Annotated in this window: 16 protein-coding genes; 6 read left to right on the top strand and 10 right to left on the bottom strand. The window is 74.0% G+C overall.

The genetic code is table 11. The features are described from left to right. Positions 1-42: 42 nt before the first annotated feature. Positions 43-1,131, top strand: coding sequence for an NHL repeat-containing protein (locus GQ466_RS10025; RefSeq protein ID WP_161102612.1), 1,089 nt, complete (start codon positions 43-45; stop codon positions 1,129-1,131). Here the strand turns inward: GQ466_RS10025 and GQ466_RS10030 are convergent. Then, positions 1,125-2,510: an NAD(P)H-quinone dehydrogenase gene (locus GQ466_RS10030; protein WP_161102613.1), complete on the bottom strand. Its 1,386-nt coding sequence runs from the start codon at positions 2,508-2,510 to the stop codon at positions 1,125-1,127. The two genes, GQ466_RS10025 and GQ466_RS10030, sit on opposite strands and share 7 nt — an antisense overlap. A 73-nt stretch (positions 2,511-2,583) precedes the next feature. On the opposite strand from GQ466_RS10030, the gene GQ466_RS10035 reads away from it, so the two are divergent. Genes GQ466_RS10035 through GQ466_RS10045 form a run of 3 tightly spaced genes read left to right on the top strand, consistent with a single transcriptional unit; the run spans position 2,584 to position 5,493 of the window. After that, on the top strand, positions 2,584-3,033 hold the full coding sequence (locus GQ466_RS10035) for a gamma-glutamylcyclotransferase (protein WP_161102614.1): 450 nt from the start codon (positions 2,584-2,586) through the stop codon (positions 3,031-3,033). Between the two features lie 22 nt (positions 3,034-3,055). Next, positions 3,056-3,868, top strand: a complete 813-nt coding sequence (locus GQ466_RS10040; RefSeq protein ID WP_161102615.1) for a purine-nucleoside phosphorylase — start codon at positions 3,056-3,058, stop codon at positions 3,866-3,868. Beyond that, positions 3,865-5,493: a phosphohexomutase domain-containing protein gene (locus GQ466_RS10045; protein WP_161102616.1), complete on the top strand. Its 1,629-nt coding sequence runs from the start codon at positions 3,865-3,867 to the stop codon at positions 5,491-5,493. The genes GQ466_RS10040 and GQ466_RS10045 overlap by 4 nt, the downstream gene beginning before the upstream one ends. Here the strand turns inward: GQ466_RS10045 and GQ466_RS10050 are convergent. Together GQ466_RS10050 and GQ466_RS10055 are read right to left on the bottom strand one after the other, a co-directional pair. Continuing rightward, the gene (locus GQ466_RS10050; RefSeq protein ID WP_161102617.1) at positions 5,490-6,092 is read right to left on the bottom strand and encodes a PH domain-containing protein; all 603 of its coding nucleotides are present in this window, start codon (positions 6,090-6,092) and stop codon (positions 5,490-5,492) included. The genes GQ466_RS10045 and GQ466_RS10050 overlap by 4 nt on opposite strands. After that, a complete protein-coding gene (locus GQ466_RS10055) occupies positions 6,089-7,192 on the bottom strand; it encodes an adenosine deaminase (RefSeq protein WP_161102618.1) in 1,104 nt (367 codons plus the stop codon). The genes GQ466_RS10050 and GQ466_RS10055 overlap by 4 nt, the downstream gene beginning before the upstream one ends. 128 nt (positions 7,193-7,320) lie before the next feature. On the opposite strand from GQ466_RS10055, the gene GQ466_RS10060 reads away from it, so the two are divergent. After that, on the top strand, positions 7,321-7,701 hold the full coding sequence (locus GQ466_RS10060) for a DoxX family protein (RefSeq protein ID WP_161102619.1): 381 nt from the start codon (positions 7,321-7,323) through the stop codon (positions 7,699-7,701). A gap of 1 nt (position 7,702) precedes the next feature. On the opposite strand, the gene GQ466_RS10065 is transcribed toward GQ466_RS10060, so the two are convergent. After that, positions 7,703-8,494, bottom strand: a complete 792-nt coding sequence (locus tag GQ466_RS10065; protein ID WP_161102620.1) for an SAM-dependent methyltransferase — start codon at positions 8,492-8,494, stop codon at positions 7,703-7,705. Between the two features lie 75 nt (positions 8,495-8,569). Further along, the gene (locus GQ466_RS10070; RefSeq protein WP_161102621.1) at positions 8,570-9,355 is read right to left on the bottom strand and encodes an SAM-dependent methyltransferase; all 786 of its coding nucleotides are present in this window, start codon (positions 9,353-9,355) and stop codon (positions 8,570-8,572) included. A 170-nt stretch (positions 9,356-9,525) separates the two neighbouring features. Here GQ466_RS10070 and GQ466_RS10075 point away from each other — a divergent pair, with 170 nt between their 5' ends. After that, positions 9,526-9,900 carry a hypothetical protein gene (locus GQ466_RS10075; protein WP_161102622.1) on the top strand — a complete coding sequence of 125 codons (375 nt, stop codon included), beginning with the start codon at positions 9,526-9,528 and terminating at the stop codon, positions 9,898-9,900. Positions 9,901-9,971: 71 nt separating this feature from the next. Here the strand turns inward: GQ466_RS10075 and GQ466_RS10080 are convergent, their stop codons facing one another. Genes GQ466_RS10080 through GQ466_RS10100 form a run of 5 tightly spaced genes read right to left on the bottom strand, consistent with a single transcriptional unit; the run spans position 9,972 to position 15,597 of the window. Further along, positions 9,972-11,249 (bottom strand): thymidine phosphorylase, encoded by a 1,278-nt coding sequence (locus GQ466_RS10080; protein ID WP_161102623.1) that lies wholly within the window; start codon positions 11,247-11,249, stop codon positions 9,972-9,974. An 11-nt stretch (positions 11,250-11,260) separates the two neighbouring features. Continuing rightward, the gene (locus GQ466_RS10085; protein WP_161102624.1) at positions 11,261-11,668 is read right to left on the bottom strand and encodes a cytidine deaminase; all 408 of its coding nucleotides are present in this window, start codon (positions 11,666-11,668) and stop codon (positions 11,261-11,263) included. 4 nt (positions 11,669-11,672) lie between these two features. Further along, a complete protein-coding gene (locus tag GQ466_RS10090; RefSeq protein ID WP_419866914.1) occupies positions 11,673-12,914 on the bottom strand; it encodes an ABC transporter permease in 1,242 nt (413 codons plus the stop codon). Positions 12,915-12,919: 5 nt separating this feature from the next. Then, entirely contained in the window at positions 12,920-14,086 is a 1,167-nt protein-coding gene (locus GQ466_RS10095) for an ABC transporter permease (protein WP_161102626.1), read from the bottom strand. After that, entirely contained in the window at positions 14,083-15,597 is a 1,515-nt protein-coding gene (locus GQ466_RS10100; RefSeq protein ID WP_337193410.1) for an ABC transporter ATP-binding protein, read from the bottom strand. The genes GQ466_RS10095 and GQ466_RS10100 overlap by 4 nt, the downstream gene beginning before the upstream one ends. Between the last annotated feature and the right edge of the window lie 54 nt (positions 15,598-15,651).

Genomic DNA, 15,651 nt, shown 5'->3' on the forward strand with positions numbered 1-15,651 from the left:
AAGGTGGCAGCGTCGTCGTTCCCCCCTGGAAGGTGCCGGTCGATGGTCGCTGTCCTGCGGAAGTTCGGAGCCGTCGTCGCGGCGGCGGCCCTGGTGGCGGCGGCCGGTGCGCCGACGCGTGCGGACACCGGCTGGCACGAGGTCGGCCTGCCGTTCTTCTGGCCGAAGACGGGCATCAACGACATCGCCGCCGGCGGCGCCGGGAACGTCTGGTTCGCCGGCTACCAGGGCAGCCTGCCGATCTTCGCGCCGGAGCTGTCCACGATCATCTGGACGTCCGGCAACCCCGTCGTGCGGCGCTGGACCGGATCGGGCTGGAAGGAGTACCCGCTGAACGGGTTCTCCGGGACGGGCGCGCTGGGCGACGTCAGCGCCGGCGCCGAGACCTGGATCCTGAGCAACGCGTCGTCCGGCCCCTATGTCGCGCGGTTCGACGGGACGGCGTTCGCCCGCGTCACCGCGCCGTCCGACGTGGAGCAGCTCAGGACCGTCCACACCGGCCCGGCGGGCACCTGGCTGACGGCCTGGCGGCGCGACCATGCCGGCGAGGGCCTCTACCGGTGGCGGGACGGCGCGTTCGTCGCCGAGACGCTGCCCGCCGGCCTCAGCGGCCTCGCCACCCTCGTCCAGATCGGCCCGTCCGACGCCTGGCTCGGCGCGACGCGGCAGCAGGCGGGCGGCGGATCCGTCGCCACGACCCTGCACTGGACCGGGGGCGCGTGGACCGAGGTGCCGACGCCCACCACGTCGAAGGCCCTGCGCACGCTCACGGCCGGCGGCCCCGACGACATATGGGCGGCGGCGGCCGATGTCGTCTCCCGGTGGGCGCCCGTCGAGTCGCTCCTGCACTGGAACGGCACCGCGTGGTCACCGGTCGCGCTCCCGGGCGGCGGCTTCTCCGCGCGCGACGTCATCGTGGACGGCACCGGCCGCGCCTGGCTGGGGGGCACCGACGGCACGACGGGAGTCCTCTACCGCCGCGACGGCGACACGTGGACGAAGCAGACGATCCCGCTCCCGTCCGGCGCCAAGCGCCTGGACCTCTACCGCTTCGCCGCGATCCCCGGCACCGCGACCCTCTGGGCCGAGGGCACCCGCGACGACAACCCGGTCGTCATGACGAATCAGTAGGCGTGTTCGGTCATCAGGCGGCGGCCCGCCTCGGTGATGCTGCCCGACATCGACGGGTACACCGCGAACGTGTGGGCCACCTGGTCGACCGTGAGGTGCTGCTGGACGGCGATCGAGACGCCGAGGATCAGCTCGCTGGCGCGCGGCGCGACGATGACGCCGCCGAGCACGATGCCGGTGGACGGGCGGCAGAACAGCTTGACGAACCCGTCCTCGAACCCCTGCATCTTGGCGCGCGGGTTGGTGAACAGGGGCAGCATGACCGTCCGGGCGTTGACCTCGCCGGAGTCGACCATGTGCTGCGTCACGCCGACGGACGCGACCTCGGGGTCGGTGAAGATGTTGGACGCGACCCAGCCGAGCTTGAGCGGCTGGACGGCCTCGCCGAGCGCGTGCCACATCGCGATCCGCCCCTGCATCCCGGCGACGGACGCGAGCATCAGCACGCCGGTGCAGTCGCCGGAGGCGTAGATGTGCGGGACGCTCGTCCGGGAGACCTTGTCGACCTCCACGAACCCGTGGGCGCTCAGCTTGATCCCGGCCTTCTCCAGTCCGATGCCGCGCGTGTTCGGGACCATGCCGACGGTCATGAGGCAGTGCGAGCCCTCGACCTTGCGGCCGTCCTCCAGCGCGACGATCACGCCGTCGCCGGACCGCTCCACACCGGCCGCCCTGGACCGTGACATCACCTTCATGCCGCGCCGCATGAACACTTCCTGCAGCACGGACGCGGCGTCGGCGTCCTCGGTCGGCAGGATGCGGTCCCGCGAGGACACCAGCGTGACCTTGGAGCCGAGCGACAGGTACGCCCCGGCCAGCTCGGCGCCCGTCACGCCGGACCCGACCACGATCAGTTCCTCGGGCAGCTCGGGGAGGTCGTAGAGCTGGCGCCAGTTGAGGATGCGCTCGCCGTCGGGCGCGGAGCCGGGCAGGACGCGCGGGGTCGCGCCGGTCGCGAGCAGGATGATGTCGGCCTCGATGCGCCGGTCCCCCACGGACACGACGTGCGGCTCGACCAGCCGTCCCTCGCCCCGGACGATCTTGACCTCTTCATAGGCGAGGCGCTCGGCGATGTCGAAGGACTGGGCGCGGGCGAGGTCCTTGACGCGCTTGTTGACGGTCCCGAGATCGGCCTCCAGCGCGCCGACGACGCCGTCCGGGCCGCCGTTGAACCGCAGCCCGAGCCGCGCGGACTCGCTCATCACCGCCATGCGGGTGGACGTCGCGATCAGCGTCTTGGACGGCACGCAGTCGGTGAGGACGCACGCCCCGCCGGGCCCGTCGCGCTCCACGACGGTCACGTCGGCGCCGAGCTGCGCCGCGACCAGGGCGGCCTCGTAGCCGCCGGGACCTCCGCCGATGATCACAATGCGCGTCACCCTTCCATTGTGTCCCCTCGCGGGCAGTGATCCCGCCGGGGAGGGGTGGACGCGGCGGGTTAGGCTGGCCCGCGTGGCTCTGTACGCGGCGTACGCCTCCAATCTGGACCCCGAGCAGATGGCGCTCCGGGCTCCGCACTCCCCCATCCGCGGCACCGGCTGGCTGACCGGCTGGCGGCTCACGTTCGGCGGCCAGGACGAGCGCGGCGAGGGCGCGATCGCGACGGTCGTGGAGGACCGGGACGCGCACGTCTTCGTCGTCCTCTACGACGTGCCGCCCTTCGACGAGCAGGAGCTGGACTCCTGGGAGGGCGCGGCGATCGGCGTCTACCGCAAGACGCGCGTCCGCGTCCACACCCTGGACGGCGACGTGCTCTGCTGGCTGTACGTCCTGGACGACTACGAGGGCGGCCTGCCGTCCGCGCGGTACGTCGGGATGCTCGCCGACGCCGCCGAGAAGGCCGGGGCGCCCGACGACTACGTGAAGGATCTGCGGGAACGTCCCTGTTCGCCGGGCAGTTGAGCGCGGCGGTAGTGTCGGCCGGGTGAGCGACGCTTTCGTACGGGCCGCCGAGGCGGCGCAGGCGCTGCGCGAGCGCGCCGGGGTCGCGTCCTTCGACGCGGCGGTGGTGCTCGGGTCGGGCTGGGTGCCGGCGGCGGACGCGCTCGGCACGCCGTCCGCCGAGATCGCGGTGACCGATCTGCCGGGGTTCGCGCCGCCCGCCGTGGCGGGCCACGCGGGCCGGATCCGGGTGGTGGAGTGCGGCGGACGGCACGTGCTCGTCTTCCTCGGCCGCACGCACCTGTACGAGGGGCACGGGACGGACGCGGTCGTCCACGGCGTCCGGACGGCCCTGGCCGCCGGGGTCCGGACGGTCGTGCTGACGAACGCGGCGGGCGGGCTGCGGCCCGAGACCCAGCGCGTCGGCGAGCCCGTCCTGATCAGCGACCACATCAACCTCACGGGCGACCACCCGCTGACGGGCGCGACGTTCGTGGACATGTCCGAGGCGTACTCGGCGCGGCTGCGCGACCTCGCGCGCACGGCGGACCCGTCGCTCGCCGAGGGCGTGTACGCGGCGCTGCGCGGCCCGACCTACGAGACGCCCGCCGAGATCCGGATGCTCCGGACGCTCGGCGCGGACCTCGTCGGCATGTCGACGGCGCTGGAGACGATCGCGGCGCGGCGCGGGCTGCCGGACGCCGAACCGGCCGAGGTGCTGGCGTTCTCGCTGGTCACCAATGTCGCGGCGGGCCTGTCGGACCGGCATCTCGACCACGCCGAGGTGCTGGCCGAGGGACGCGCGGCGGCGGCACGGATGGGCGCCCTGCTCGCCACGCTGGTGCCCAAGCTGTGACCGACCCGCGCGCCTGGCTCGCGCAGGACCCCGACCCGGACACGCGCGCCGAGCTGGAGGCGCTGCTCGCCGCCGGGGACTCCGCCGCGCTCGCCGACCGGTTCGGCGCCCGGCTGGAGTTCGGGACGGCCGGGCTGCGCGGCGAACTCGGCGCCGGGCCGAACCGGATGAACCGGGTGACGGTCCTGCGCGCGGCGGCGGGCCTCGCGGCGCGGCTGCGGAACGAACCTCCGCGCGGCGGGGTCGTGATCGGGTACGACGCGCGGCACAAGTCCGAGCGGTTCGCGCGCGACACCGCCGCCGTGCTGGCCGGGGCGGGGCTGCGGGCGCGGGTGCTGCCGCGTCCGCTGCCGACGCCGGTGCTGGCGTTCTGCGTCCGGCACCTGGACGCGGCGGCGGGCGTGATGGTCACCGCGAGCCACAACCCGCCGCGCGACAACGGCTACAAGGTGTACTGGGGGGACGGGGCGCAGATCGTCCCGCCGCTGGACGCCGAGATCTCCGCCGCGATCGACGCCGTGGGCCGGGTGGACGAACTTCCGCTCGGCGACGCGTGGGAGACGCTGGGCGAGGACGTGGTCGAGGCGTATCTCGACGCGGTGACCGCGCTGCCGCTCGGCGACGCCCGGGAGATCGCGGTCGCGTACACGCCGCTGCACGGCGTCGGCCGGGACGTGCTGCTGCGCGCGTTCGCGCGGGCCGGGTTCCCGGCGCCCTTCGTCGTGGCCGAGCAGGCCGAGCCCGATCCGGACTTCCCGACCGTCGCATTCCCCAACCCGGAGGAGCCGGGCGCGCTGGACCTGGCGGTGGACCTGGCGCGGGCGCGCGGCGCGGACCTGGTGATCGCCAACGACCCGGACGCGGACCGCTGCGCCGTGGCCGTCCCCGACGGGTCCGGCTGGCGGACGCTGACCGGCGACGAGGTGGGCGGGCTGCTCGCCGAGCACGTGCTGCGCGCGACGTCCGGCGCCGACCGGCTGCTGGTGACGACGATCGTGTCGGCCACGCTGGTCGCCGCGCTGGCGCGCGAGCACGGGGTGCGGTTCGCGCCGTCGCTGACGGGCTTCAAGTGGATCGTCCGGTCCGGTTCGGGACGGCTCGTCCTCGGCTACGAAGAGGCGCTGGGCTACTGCCTGGGCGGCGACGACGGCCCGCCCGTCCACGACAAGGACGGCGTCGGCGCCGCGCTGGCCGTCGCCGCGCTCGCCGCCGCAGCACGCCGCGAGGGCCGCACGCTGCTCGACCTGCTGGACGACCAGGCGCGGCGGCACGGCCTGCACGCCACCGCGCCGCTGTCGGTGCGCGTCGCCGACCGCGCGCTGATCACGGCGGCGGTGGACCGGCTCCGCGCCGCGCCGCCGGACGCGCTCGCCGGACGCGCCGTCACCCGCGTGGACGACCTCACCGCCGGGGTCGACGGGCTGCCGCCCACCGACGGCGTGCGGCTGTTCCTGGACGGCGGCGCGCGCGTCGTGGTCCGTCCGTCCGGGACCGAGCCGAAGCTGAAGTGCTATCTGGAGGTCGTCCTGCCGGTCGGGGACGCGGCGGTCGCGGACGTCCGGGCCCGCGCCCGCGCCGACCTGGACGCCCTGAAGACCGCGCTCGCCGCCGCGCTCGGCCTCTAGACCGCCAGCAGGACCGCGAGCGCCACCGGCGGGACGACCAGCGCCGCGACCGTCGGCCACGACCAGGACACCGTGCCCGTCTCCGCGCCGTCCCCCCGGTGGCGGCGCGCGATCTCGTTGAGCCGTTCGGCCGTGTACGTCGCCGGGGTGCGGCCTTTCAGCGTGGCGGCTGCGACCTTGGCGGCGCTCTCCCGCGCGGTCTGCTTCTCGGCCTTGGCCTGCGCGCGCGGCGAGGTCTGGTCGATCCAGGCGCGGGTGACGAGGTCCCGGCCGTCCGGCCCGGCGAACCGGACCGTCAGCGCCGCGCCGCCCGCGACCTCCCGCACCGCCCGCCACGGCGCCCGCGTGTCCCGCAGCGGGTTGCGGACGGTCACGCCCGCGCCGTCGCCGAGGATCGCGGGCCGCAGCCCGAGCGCGTAGGCGAGCGCGCAGCCGAACAGCAGCGCCAGCGCGTATGCGGCGCCCGTCCGGTCGTGCCGGGCCGCGCCGGTGAACCCGACGAGCAGGTCGAGCAGGTTCAGCACGGCGAACACGACGAACGCCCAGCCCGCGACCCGTCCGGCCGTGGACCGCACCCGCAGTTCCGGACGCGCGCTCATGCGAGGGGCCGCGTCCACTTGGCCTGCGCGAACCCGGGCTTGATCACGCCGTTGATCAGTTCGAGGCGCTCGGAGAAGTCCAGGAACGCCGACTTCATCGCGTTCACCGTGAACCACTGGAGGTCGTCCCAGGTGTAGCCGAACGCGTCCACGAGGGCGGCGAACTCCTCGCTGAGCGTCGTCCCGCCCATCAGCCGGTTGTCGGTGTTGACGGTCACGCGGAAGTGCAGCGCCCGCAGCAGCCCGATCGGGTGCTCGGCGATCGACGGCGCCGCGCCCGTCTGGACGTTCGACGTCGGGCACATCTCCAGCGGGATCCGCTTGTCCCGGACGTAGGCGGCGAGCCGGCCGAGCCGCGCGCCGTCCCCGGTGACGTCGATGTCGTCGATGATGCGGACGCCGTGGCCGAGCCGGTCCGCGCCGCACCACTGGATCGCCTCCCAGATCGACGGGAGCCCGAACCCCTCCCCCGCGTGGATCGTGAAGTGGGCGTTCTCGCGCTGCAGGTACTCGAACGCGTCCAGGTGGCGGGTGGGCGGGTACCCGGCCTCGGCGCCCGCGATGTCGAACCCGGCGACGCCCGCGTCCCGGTACCGGACGGCCAGCTCCGCGATCTCCATGCTTCTCGGTCCCTGCCCCCGGCTCAGGTGCCGCATCGCGGTGACGAGCGTCCCGACGCGGATGCCGTGGTCGGCGCGGGCGCGGTCGAACCCCTCCAGCACGGCCTCGACGACCTGCTCCAGGCTCAGCCCGTTCTCGGTGTGCAGTTCGGGCGCGTACCGGACCTCGGCGTAGACGACGCCGTCGTTCGCCAGGTCCTCGGCGCACTCGTAGGCGACGCGGGTCAGCGCCTCCGCCGACTGCATCACCGCGACCGTGTGGCCGAACGTCTCCAGGTACTTCTCCAGCGACCCCGAGTGCGACATCTCGGCGAACCAGGCGCCGAGCGACTCCGGATCCCGGGTGGGCAGGCCGGCGTAACCGGACTCCCGGGCGAGATCCACGATCGTCCCGGGCCGCAGGCCCCCGTCGAGATGATCGTGCAGCAGCACCTTCGGGGCCTGCCGGATCCTGTCCAGCGAGGGACGTTCCTCCGCCATTCGCGCACCTCCTGCCCCGAATCTAGCGGTCGGCCGGGGCCGGGAGAAAAAGTTCCGGGCCGGATGTCGATCCGGGGTCGCGCCGGACGACGCGTGGGCGAGAACACCTCGTCGGAAGGAAGCACGCCATGACCGCTCTCGCCCCTGCCCCGTCCCCCGTCCTGCGCCGCGTCCTGTGGGGCGCGCAGATCCTGCTGGCGCTGTTCCTGCTCGTCGCGTCCGCGCTGCCGAAGTTCGCCGGGCAGAAGGACGCCGTCGAGACGTTCGCGAAGATCGGCTGGGGCCAGTGGCTCCGGTACCTGACCGGCGCGGTCGAGGCGGCGGGCGCGATCGGGCTGGTCGTCCCCCGGCTCGCGGGCGCGGCGGCCGTCGGGCTGATCGGGCTCATGATCGGCGCCGCGCTGACGCAGCTCCTCGTCCTGTCGCCCGCGTGGGCGCTGTTCCCGGCGGCGCTGGCCGTCGTGTTCGCGCTGATCGCCTACGACCGGCGGGCCGACCTGCTCCCCTGACTCACCGCTTGCGGGCCAGCCCGGCGTAGTAGTACGCCGCGTGCGGGTCCGCGGGCGGGGCGTCGGGACGCCACGCGACGAGCGGGACGGCGCCGGGCTCCAGCAGCTCCGCCGTCCCGAACAGCGCCTCGAAGGCCGTCCGGCTCCGGTCCACGAGCGTGATCCCGGCGGCCTCGGCGGCGGCCCGCGCCGCCGCGAACGCCGGGGGGTCGAAGTCGCCGGACGGATGGGAGATCGCGATGAGGCTGCCCGGGGCGAGCGCGTCCGCCAGCGTCGCCACCCACCGCTCGGGGCCCTGCTCGGGCGTGAAGTACATCAGCACCGCGACCAGCGTCAGCGCGACCGGACGGTCCAGGTCCAGCGTCGCCGTGAGCAGCGGGTCGGCGAGGATCGACTCCGGATCGGTCAGGTCGGCGTGCAGGTACGCGGTCGCGCCCGCCGGGTCGCTCGTCATCAGCGCGCGGGCGTGCGCGAGGACGAGCGGGTCGTTGTCGACGTACACCACGCGCGAGGACGGCTCCAGCGCCTGCGCCACCTCGTGCAGGTTCGGGGACGTCGGGATGCCCGTGCCGATGTCGAGGAACTGCGTCACGCCCTCGGCGACGACGTGCCGCGTCACCCGCTGCATGAACGCGCGGTTCGCCCGCGCCATGACCGGGAGGTTCGGGATGGCCGCGATCATCGCGTCGCCGAGCGCGCGATCGGCCTCGAAGTTGTCCTTGCCGCCGAGCCAGTAGTCGTAGACGCGCGCCTCGTGGGGGACGCTGGTGTCCAGTTCGGGGGTGTTCGCCATCGCCTCGACCTTCGCGGAAGCCGGCTGCCGGTCTGATCCTCCCATGTCCGGGTCGGCCCGAACGCCGGTTTCGGCTCAGTCCTTGCGGCCGAGACCGGCGTAGTAGTACGCGGCGTTCGGATCGGCGACGGGCTCGTCGGGACGCCACGTCACGAGCGGGACCGCGCCGGGCTCCAGCAGCTTCGCCGGGCCGAACAGCGTCTCGAACTCGGTGCGCGTCCGCGACACCAGCGTGATCCCGGCGCGGTTGGCGATGGCGTTGGCCTCCGCGACGGCCTCGGGGTCGAAGTCGGCGCTCGGGTGCGAGATCGCGACGAGGCTGCCCGGGGCGAGGGCGTCCAGCAGTTCGGTGACCCAGCGCTCGGGGCGCCGGTCGACCGGGAAGTACATGAGCAGCGCGACGAGCATGAGCGCGACCGGACGGTCCAGGTCCAGCGTCGCGGGCAGCAGCGGGTCGGCGAGGATCGTCGCGGGCTCGGTGAGGTCGCCCTCGGCGTAGGCGACGCCGGGGACGTCCTTGAGCAGCGTCCGCGCGTGCCGGGCGACCAGCGGGTCGTAGTCCACGTACACGACGCGGGCGTCCGGGTCGGCGGCGCGCGCGATCTCGTGCAGGTTCGGGGACGTCGGGATGCCGCTGCCGATGTCGAGGAACTGCGTCACGCCCTCGGCGACGATGTGCCGCGTCACGCGCTCCATGAACGCGCGGTTCGCCCGCGCCATGACCGGCAGCGTCGGGATCGCGGCGATCATCGCGTCGCCGAGCGCGCGGTCGGCCTCGAAGTTGTCGCTCCCGCCCAGCCAGTAGTCGTAGACCCGCGCCTCGTGCGGGACGGACGTGTCGAAATCCGGCGAATCGGCCATGCGCGGAAACCTCCAGCAAGATCGTCTCGCTCGATCCTCGCACCGCCGCCCGCCCGGCGGCACCCGTTCGCCCAGTCCGGACATCCTGACCCGCGAGTCGCCGCCCCTGTCGGACGCGCCACCCCGGCCTGGCGGAAATGTTCCGGATTGCGTGCTTTAGAGTCGGGCGCGTGGCGAAGCGTTCGAGTCCCGGCGGCTCGGTTCCGGATCCGCGCGGCGCGGCGGCGCTGCGGTTCGTCTGCGAGCTGATCGCGTGGGTCGCGGCGCCGTGGGCGCTCGCGCCGGTGAGCGTCCCGCTGGCGGTGCTGTCGGTCGTCGTCCTCATCGGGCTGCCGACGGTGTTCGGGACGCCCGGCGACAAGGCGCGGACCATCGTCGCCGTGCCCGGGTGGGCGACGATCGCGCTCGTCGTGCTCCAGCTCTTGGTCGCGGCCGTCGCGCCCTGGTTCGCGTGGCCGGTGCCGGTCGCCGTGGTCGCGACCGTCCTCGCCGGCGCCGCCGCCGTCGCCGAACTCCCGCGCTGGCGCGCCCTCGCCCGCCGCTGACCGCTCGGCGCTGATCGTCCGGCGCGGCGATCAGCGGGTGGGCCGGCGGACGGCCGGGCCCGCCCGGCGGGTCAGGCGATGCGGTCGATGATCAAGGGGAGCAGGTCGGGGGTTCCCGTGTCGGTGATCTCTATCGCGTCGGAGAGGGCTTCCAGGGCTCGGGGGAAGCGGGACGTGTCGTCGGCGTGGAGGGTCAGCAGCGGGGCGCCCTCGCGGACGGTGTCGCCGGGCTTGGCGTGGCAGATGACGCCCGCGCCGAACGAGACCGGGTCCTCCTTGCGCGCGCGGCCCGCGCCCAGGCGCCAGGCCGCCAGGCCGACCCCGTAGGCGTCCAGGCGGGTCAGGACGCCGGACGCCGGGGCGCGCAGCACGTGCTCCTCGCGGGCCACCGGGAGCGGCGCGTCCGGGTTGCCGCCCTGCGCGACGACCATGCGGCGCCAGACGTCCATCGCCGAGCCGTCCGCGAGGGCCGCCGCCGGGTCCTTGGCGGCCGTGAGGCCCGCCGCCGCCAGCATTTCGCGGGCCAGCGCGACCGTTAGTTCCACCACGTCGGGCGGGCCGCCCCCCGAAAGAACCTCGACGGCCTCGGCGACCTCGACGGCGTTGCCGACGGCCGCGCCGAGCGGACGGTCCATCGCCGTCAGCAGCGCGACCGTCCGCAGGCCGTGGTCGGCGCCGATCGCGACCATCGTCTCGGCCAGCTCCCGCGCCGGCGCCTCGGCCTTCATGAACGCGCCCGAGCCGACCTTGACGTCCAGGACCAGCGCGCCCGTGCCCTCGGCGATCTTCTTCGACATGATCGAGGAGGCGATGAGCGGGATCGACTCGACCGTGCCCGTCACGTCCCGCAGCGCGTAGAGCTTGCGGTCGGCGGGGGCGAGGCCGCCGCCCGCCGCGCAGACGACCGCGCCCGTCGCGGCGAGGACGTCCAGCATCTCGGCGGCGCTCAGCGACGCGCGCCAGCCCGGGATCGACTCCAGCTTGTCCAGCGTGCCGCCGGTGTGGCCGAGGCCCCGGCCGGAGAGCTGCGGGACGGCCGCGCCGCACGCCGCGACCAGCGGCGCCAGCGGCAGCGTGATCTTGTCGCCGACGCCGCCGGTGGAGTGCTTGTCGGTCGTCGGACGGTCCAGCGCCGACCAGTCCATCCGCTCCCCGGACGCGATCATCGCCTCCGTCCAGCGGGAGACCTCGGCGCGCGACATGCCGTTGAGCAGGATCGCCATCGCGAGCGCGGCCATCTGCTCATCGGCGACCGCGCCGCGCGTGTAGGCGTCCACGACCCAGTCGATCTGCGCGGGGCTCAGCGCGGCCCCGTCCCGCTTGGCGCGGATGACGTCGATGGCGTCCACGGCGTCCCCCTTCAGGCTCGGTCGGTCAGGTCGGCGGGGCCGAACGCGTCCGGCAGCAGCTCGGCGAGCGGGCGCACGCCGGCGGCGGTCTCCAGCAGCAGGTCCGGCCCGCCGTGCTCCCACAGGATCTGGCGGCAGCGTCCGCACGGCATGAGCGGATCGCCGTTCCGATCCACCACCGCGACGGCGACCAGCCGGGGGCTCTGCGGGGCGTCCCCGCCGAACAGCGCCGACACGAGGCTGCACTCGGCGCACAGCCCGACACCGTAGCTGGCGTTCTCGACGTTGCAGCCGGTGAGGACCCGGCCGTCGGCCGCGAGGCCCGCCGCGCCGACCGGGAAGCCGGAGTACGGAGCGTAGGCACGTTCCATCGCCGTCCGCGCGGACGCCCGCAGCACCGGCCAGTCGATCTTCGTCATGCGCCTAGCGTGCCTCACCCCGCCGGTAGCGCAAGCCGTCGGCCGCCGGCATGCGGAGCCTTTGGCTCGCGAGCGCGAGGACGAGCAGGGTCGTGAGGTGCGGGCTGAACGACACCAGTTCGCCCGGGACGACGTCGCTGTCGAGGAACCAGACGAGCAGCCCGACGGCCGCGACCGCCGCCAGCCCCGCCGCGAGGAACGAGCGCCGCCACGCCTGCCACGCCGCGACCGCGACGAGCAGGACGGCCACGAACAGCAGCAGCGCGTGCACGGCCTGCCCGCCGTCCCGGACGTTCATCGCGTCGGTGTACCCGAACAGCAGCGAGCCCGCCGCGAGCCCGCCGGGACGCCAGTTCCCGAAGATCATCGCGGCGAGGCCGATGAAGCCGCGCCCGGCCGTCTGGCCGTCCTGGTAGATCGGCGCGGCGACCGTCACGAGGAACGCGCCCGCCAGCCCGGCCAGCCCGCCCGAGATGAGCACCGCCGCGTACTTCATCCGGTACACGCGGACGCCCAGCGACTCGGCGGCGTACGGGTCCTCGCCGCAGGACCGGACGCGCAGCCCGAACGGCGTCCGCCACAGCACGAAGTAGCTCACCGGGACGAGCAGCAGCGCCACCAGCGTGAGCAGCGACATCTGGTGCGTCAGGCCGCGCAGGACGCCCGCGAGGTCGGAGACCAGGAACCAGTGGTGCTTCTCCAGCGACCCGAGCCAGTCGGGCGTGCCGCCGCCGCCCGACAGCACCGGCAGCGAGATCTTGGTGATCGGGTCGACCGGCGGCGACTGCCGGGGGCCGCCGCCCAGCTCCTTGGCGTGTCCGACGTTGAACACCAGGCCCGCGAGGAACTGGGTCAGGCCCAGCCCGAGGATGTTGATCGCGACGCCGGACACGATGTGGTCGACGCCGAACGAGACGGTCGCGACCGCGTGCAGCAGGCCGCCGAGCGCGCCGCCCGCGATGCCCGCGAGGACGCCGATCCACGGGCCCCACTGGTAGCCGGCCCAGGCGCCCGTCCACGTCCCGAGGATCATCATGCCTTCGAGCCCGATGTTGATCACGCCCGCGCGCTCGGCCCACAGCCCGCCGAGCCCGGCCAGGAAGATCGGCACCGCGAGGCGCAGCATGGCCTCGACCGTGCCGCTGGACGTGACGTCGTTCGCGCCGTCCACGACCCGCACCAGCGACAGCAGGACGAGCAGGCCCGCCGCGATGAGCAGGTAGTGCGGCAGCCGGAGCTTCTTCACGGCGTTCACCGTCCCTTCCCCGCCCGCGCGAGGTCATGGCCGGTCGCCAGCTCGCCCGCGACGGCCCGCTGCTCGCGCCGGATCTCGAAGCGCCGCACCAGCTCGTACACGATGACGACGGTCAGGACGACCACGCCCTGCATCACGCCGACGATCTCCTTGGGCACCTCGACCTCCTGCAGCACGTCGGAGGTCTGGTCGAGGAACGCGAACAGCACGGCCGCGAACGCGATGCCGAGCGGATGGTTGCGGCCGAGCAGCGCCACCGTGATCCCGGTGAACCCGAGGCCCGCCGGGAAGTTCAGCGAGTACTCGTAGGACGCGCCCAGCAGCTCCGGCATCCCGATCAGGCCCGCGATCGCGCCGGACGTGACCATCGTGACGACGATCATCTTCTTGGCGCTGACGCCGCTGGCCTCCGCCGCGCCCGGCGCGAGCCCCGACACCTTCAGGTCGAACCCGAACCGCGTGTAGTTCACGACGACCCAGAACACGATCCCGACGACGATCGCCACCGGCAGCAGCCCGTAGAGCCGTCCAGGCAGGTCGATCCCGATCGCCGACAACGCGCCGTTCAGCGCCCCGACCCGTCCGGACGACGGGACCTGCGGCGTCGCGATGTTGTTGCTGCCCGGCCGCATCTCCGCGAGCCGCTTGGGGTTCAGCAGGTAGGCGATGAGCCCGGTCGCGATCGAGTTCAGCATGATCGTGGACAGGACCTCGCTGACGCCGCGCGTCACCTTCAGCACGCCCGCGATCGCCGCCCACAGCCCGCCGACGACCATCGCCGCGACGATCGTCAGGATCTGCCCGAACGGCGCGGGCAGCGACAGCGCGCCCGCCAGCGCCGCCGCGAGCAGCGCCGCCAGCCGGTACTGGCCGTCCACGCCGATGTTGAGCAGCGCCATCCGGAACCCGATCGCGACCGCCACCGCCGACAGGTAGTAGCGCGTCGCCCGGTTGAGGATGTCGACGACCGAGTTCGGCGTCGTCCCGTAGTCGACCATGGCCTGCACGGAACTCACCGGATCGGCCCCGGTGACCCGCAGCAGCACCATCGTGATGCCGAGCGAGATCAGCAGCGCCAGCACCGGCGCCCCGATCCGCAACGCCATCCCCCGCGGCCCGAGCCCCCGCAACACCGCCTGCCACGCAGGCACCTTCTTGCTCATGAGACGGCTCCGGTCATTGCGGAGCCGAGGTCTTCGGGGGTGACCGAGCGGGGGTCGACCTCGGCGACGAGGCGGCCTCGCAGGATCACGTGCAGCGTGTCCGACATGCCGATCAGTTCCTCAAGGTCGGCGCTGACGAGCAGGACGGCCAGGCCCGCCGCGCGGGCGGCGCGCAGCGCGTCCCAGATCGCCGCCTGCGCGCCCACGTCGATGCCGCGCGTCGGGTGCGCGGCGACCAGCAGCTTCGGCGCGCCCGACATCTCGCGGCCCACGATGAGCTTCTGCTGGTTGCCGCCCGACAGGGCGCCCGCCGGGACGTCGATCCCGGGCGTCCGGACGTCGTACTCGGCCGCGATCCGGGCCGTGTCGCGGCGCGCGCCGCGCCGGTCGATCCACGGGCCGCGCGCGTTCGGGCGCTCGGTCTGGTGGCCGAGCATCCGGTTCTCCCACAGCGGCGCCTCCAGCACGAGCCCGTGCCGGTGCCGGTCCTCGGGGATGTAGGCGATGCCCGCCTCGCGGCGGCGGCGCGTCGGCCAGTGCGTCACGTCGACGCCGCCGTACCGGATCGTCCCGGACGCCGCCGGGCGGATCCCCATCAGCGCCTCGATCAGCTCGCCCTGCCCGTTGCCCTCGACGCCCGCGAGCCCGACGATCTCGCCGCGCCGGATGCGCAGCGACACGTCGTCCACGACCGCGCGGCCCTCCGGCGTCCGGACGGTCAGCCCCGCGACGTCGAGCTGGACCTCGTCGGTCACCGTGGACTCGCGCAGCTCCGGCGTCGGCAGCTCCGACCCGACCATCAGCTCCGCCAGCCGCCGCGCCGTGACCTCCGCCGGGTCCAGCCGGGTCGCGACGGTCGTGCCGCGCCGGATCACCGAGATCGCGTCGGCGACCGACAGCACCTCGTCCAGCTTGTGCGAGATGAACAGGACCGTCAGGCCCTCGGCGCGCAGCTCCCGCAGGTTGGCGAACAGCTCGTCCACCTCCTGCGGGACGAGCACCGCCGTCGGCTCGTCCAGGATCAGGACCTTCGCGCCCCGGTACAGCACCTTGAGGATCTCGACGCGCTGCCGGTCCCCCACGCCGAGCGGCTGGACGAGACTGTCGGGGTCGACGCGCAACCCGTACCGCGCGGACATGTCGCGGATCGCGGCGCGGGCCGCCGCGAAGTCGATCCGGCCGAACCGGCGCGGCTCGGCGCCGAGGATCACGTTCTCCAGCACGGTCAGGTTGTCGGCCAGCTTGAAGTGCTGGTGGACCATCCCGATCCCGCGCGCGATCGCGTCGGCCGGGGACCGCAGGACGACCTGCTCGCCGTCGATCTCGACGGTCCCCTCGTCCGGCCGCTGCATCCCGTACAGGATCTTCATCAGCGTGGACTTGCCGGCGCCGTTCTCCCCGCACAGCGCGTGGACCTCGCCGCGCTCGATCGTCAGGTCCACGTCGCGGTTGGCGACGACGCCGGGGAACCGTTTCGTGATGCCGGTCAGGCGTACGGCAGCGTCAGGCACCGGTCGCACCCCCCTGGTGATTGAGACGGGTGCGCTCCGGAGAGCGCACCCGGA

Source organism: Actinomadura rayongensis (assembly GCF_009831215.1).
In the GTDB taxonomy this organism is placed as follows: domain Bacteria; phylum Actinomycetota; class Actinomycetes; order Streptosporangiales; family Streptosporangiaceae; genus Spirillospora; species Spirillospora rayongensis.

Excerpts from the sequence above, each read along its gene's own strand:
- GQ466_RS10050 (WP_161102617.1), bottom strand. The coding sequence starts at position 6,092 with ATGAGCGCGCGTCCGGAACTGCGGGTGCGGTCCACGGCCGGACGGGTC.
- GQ466_RS10070 (WP_161102621.1), bottom strand. The coding sequence starts at position 9,355 with ATGGCCGATTCGCCGGATTTCGACACGTCCGTCCCGCACGAGGCGCGG.
- GQ466_RS10060 (WP_161102619.1), top strand. The coding sequence starts at position 7,321 with ATGACCGCTCTCGCCCCTGCCCCGTCCCCCGTCCTGCGCCGCGTCCTG.
- GQ466_RS10085 (WP_161102624.1), bottom strand. The coding sequence starts at position 11,668 with ATGACGAAGATCGACTGGCCGGTGCTGCGGGCGTCCGCGCGGACGGCG.
- GQ466_RS10025 (WP_161102612.1), top strand. The coding sequence starts at position 43 with ATGGTCGCTGTCCTGCGGAAGTTCGGAGCCGTCGTCGCGGCGGCGGCC.
- GQ466_RS10065 (WP_161102620.1), bottom strand. The coding sequence starts at position 8,494 with ATGGCGAACACCCCCGAACTGGACACCAGCGTCCCCCACGAGGCGCGC.
- GQ466_RS10055 (WP_161102618.1), bottom strand. The coding sequence starts at position 7,192 with ATGGCGGAGGAACGTCCCTCGCTGGACAGGATCCGGCAGGCCCCGAAG.
- GQ466_RS10095 (WP_161102626.1), bottom strand. The coding sequence starts at position 14,086 with ATGAGCAAGAAGGTGCCTGCGTGGCAGGCGGTGTTGCGGGGGCTCGGG.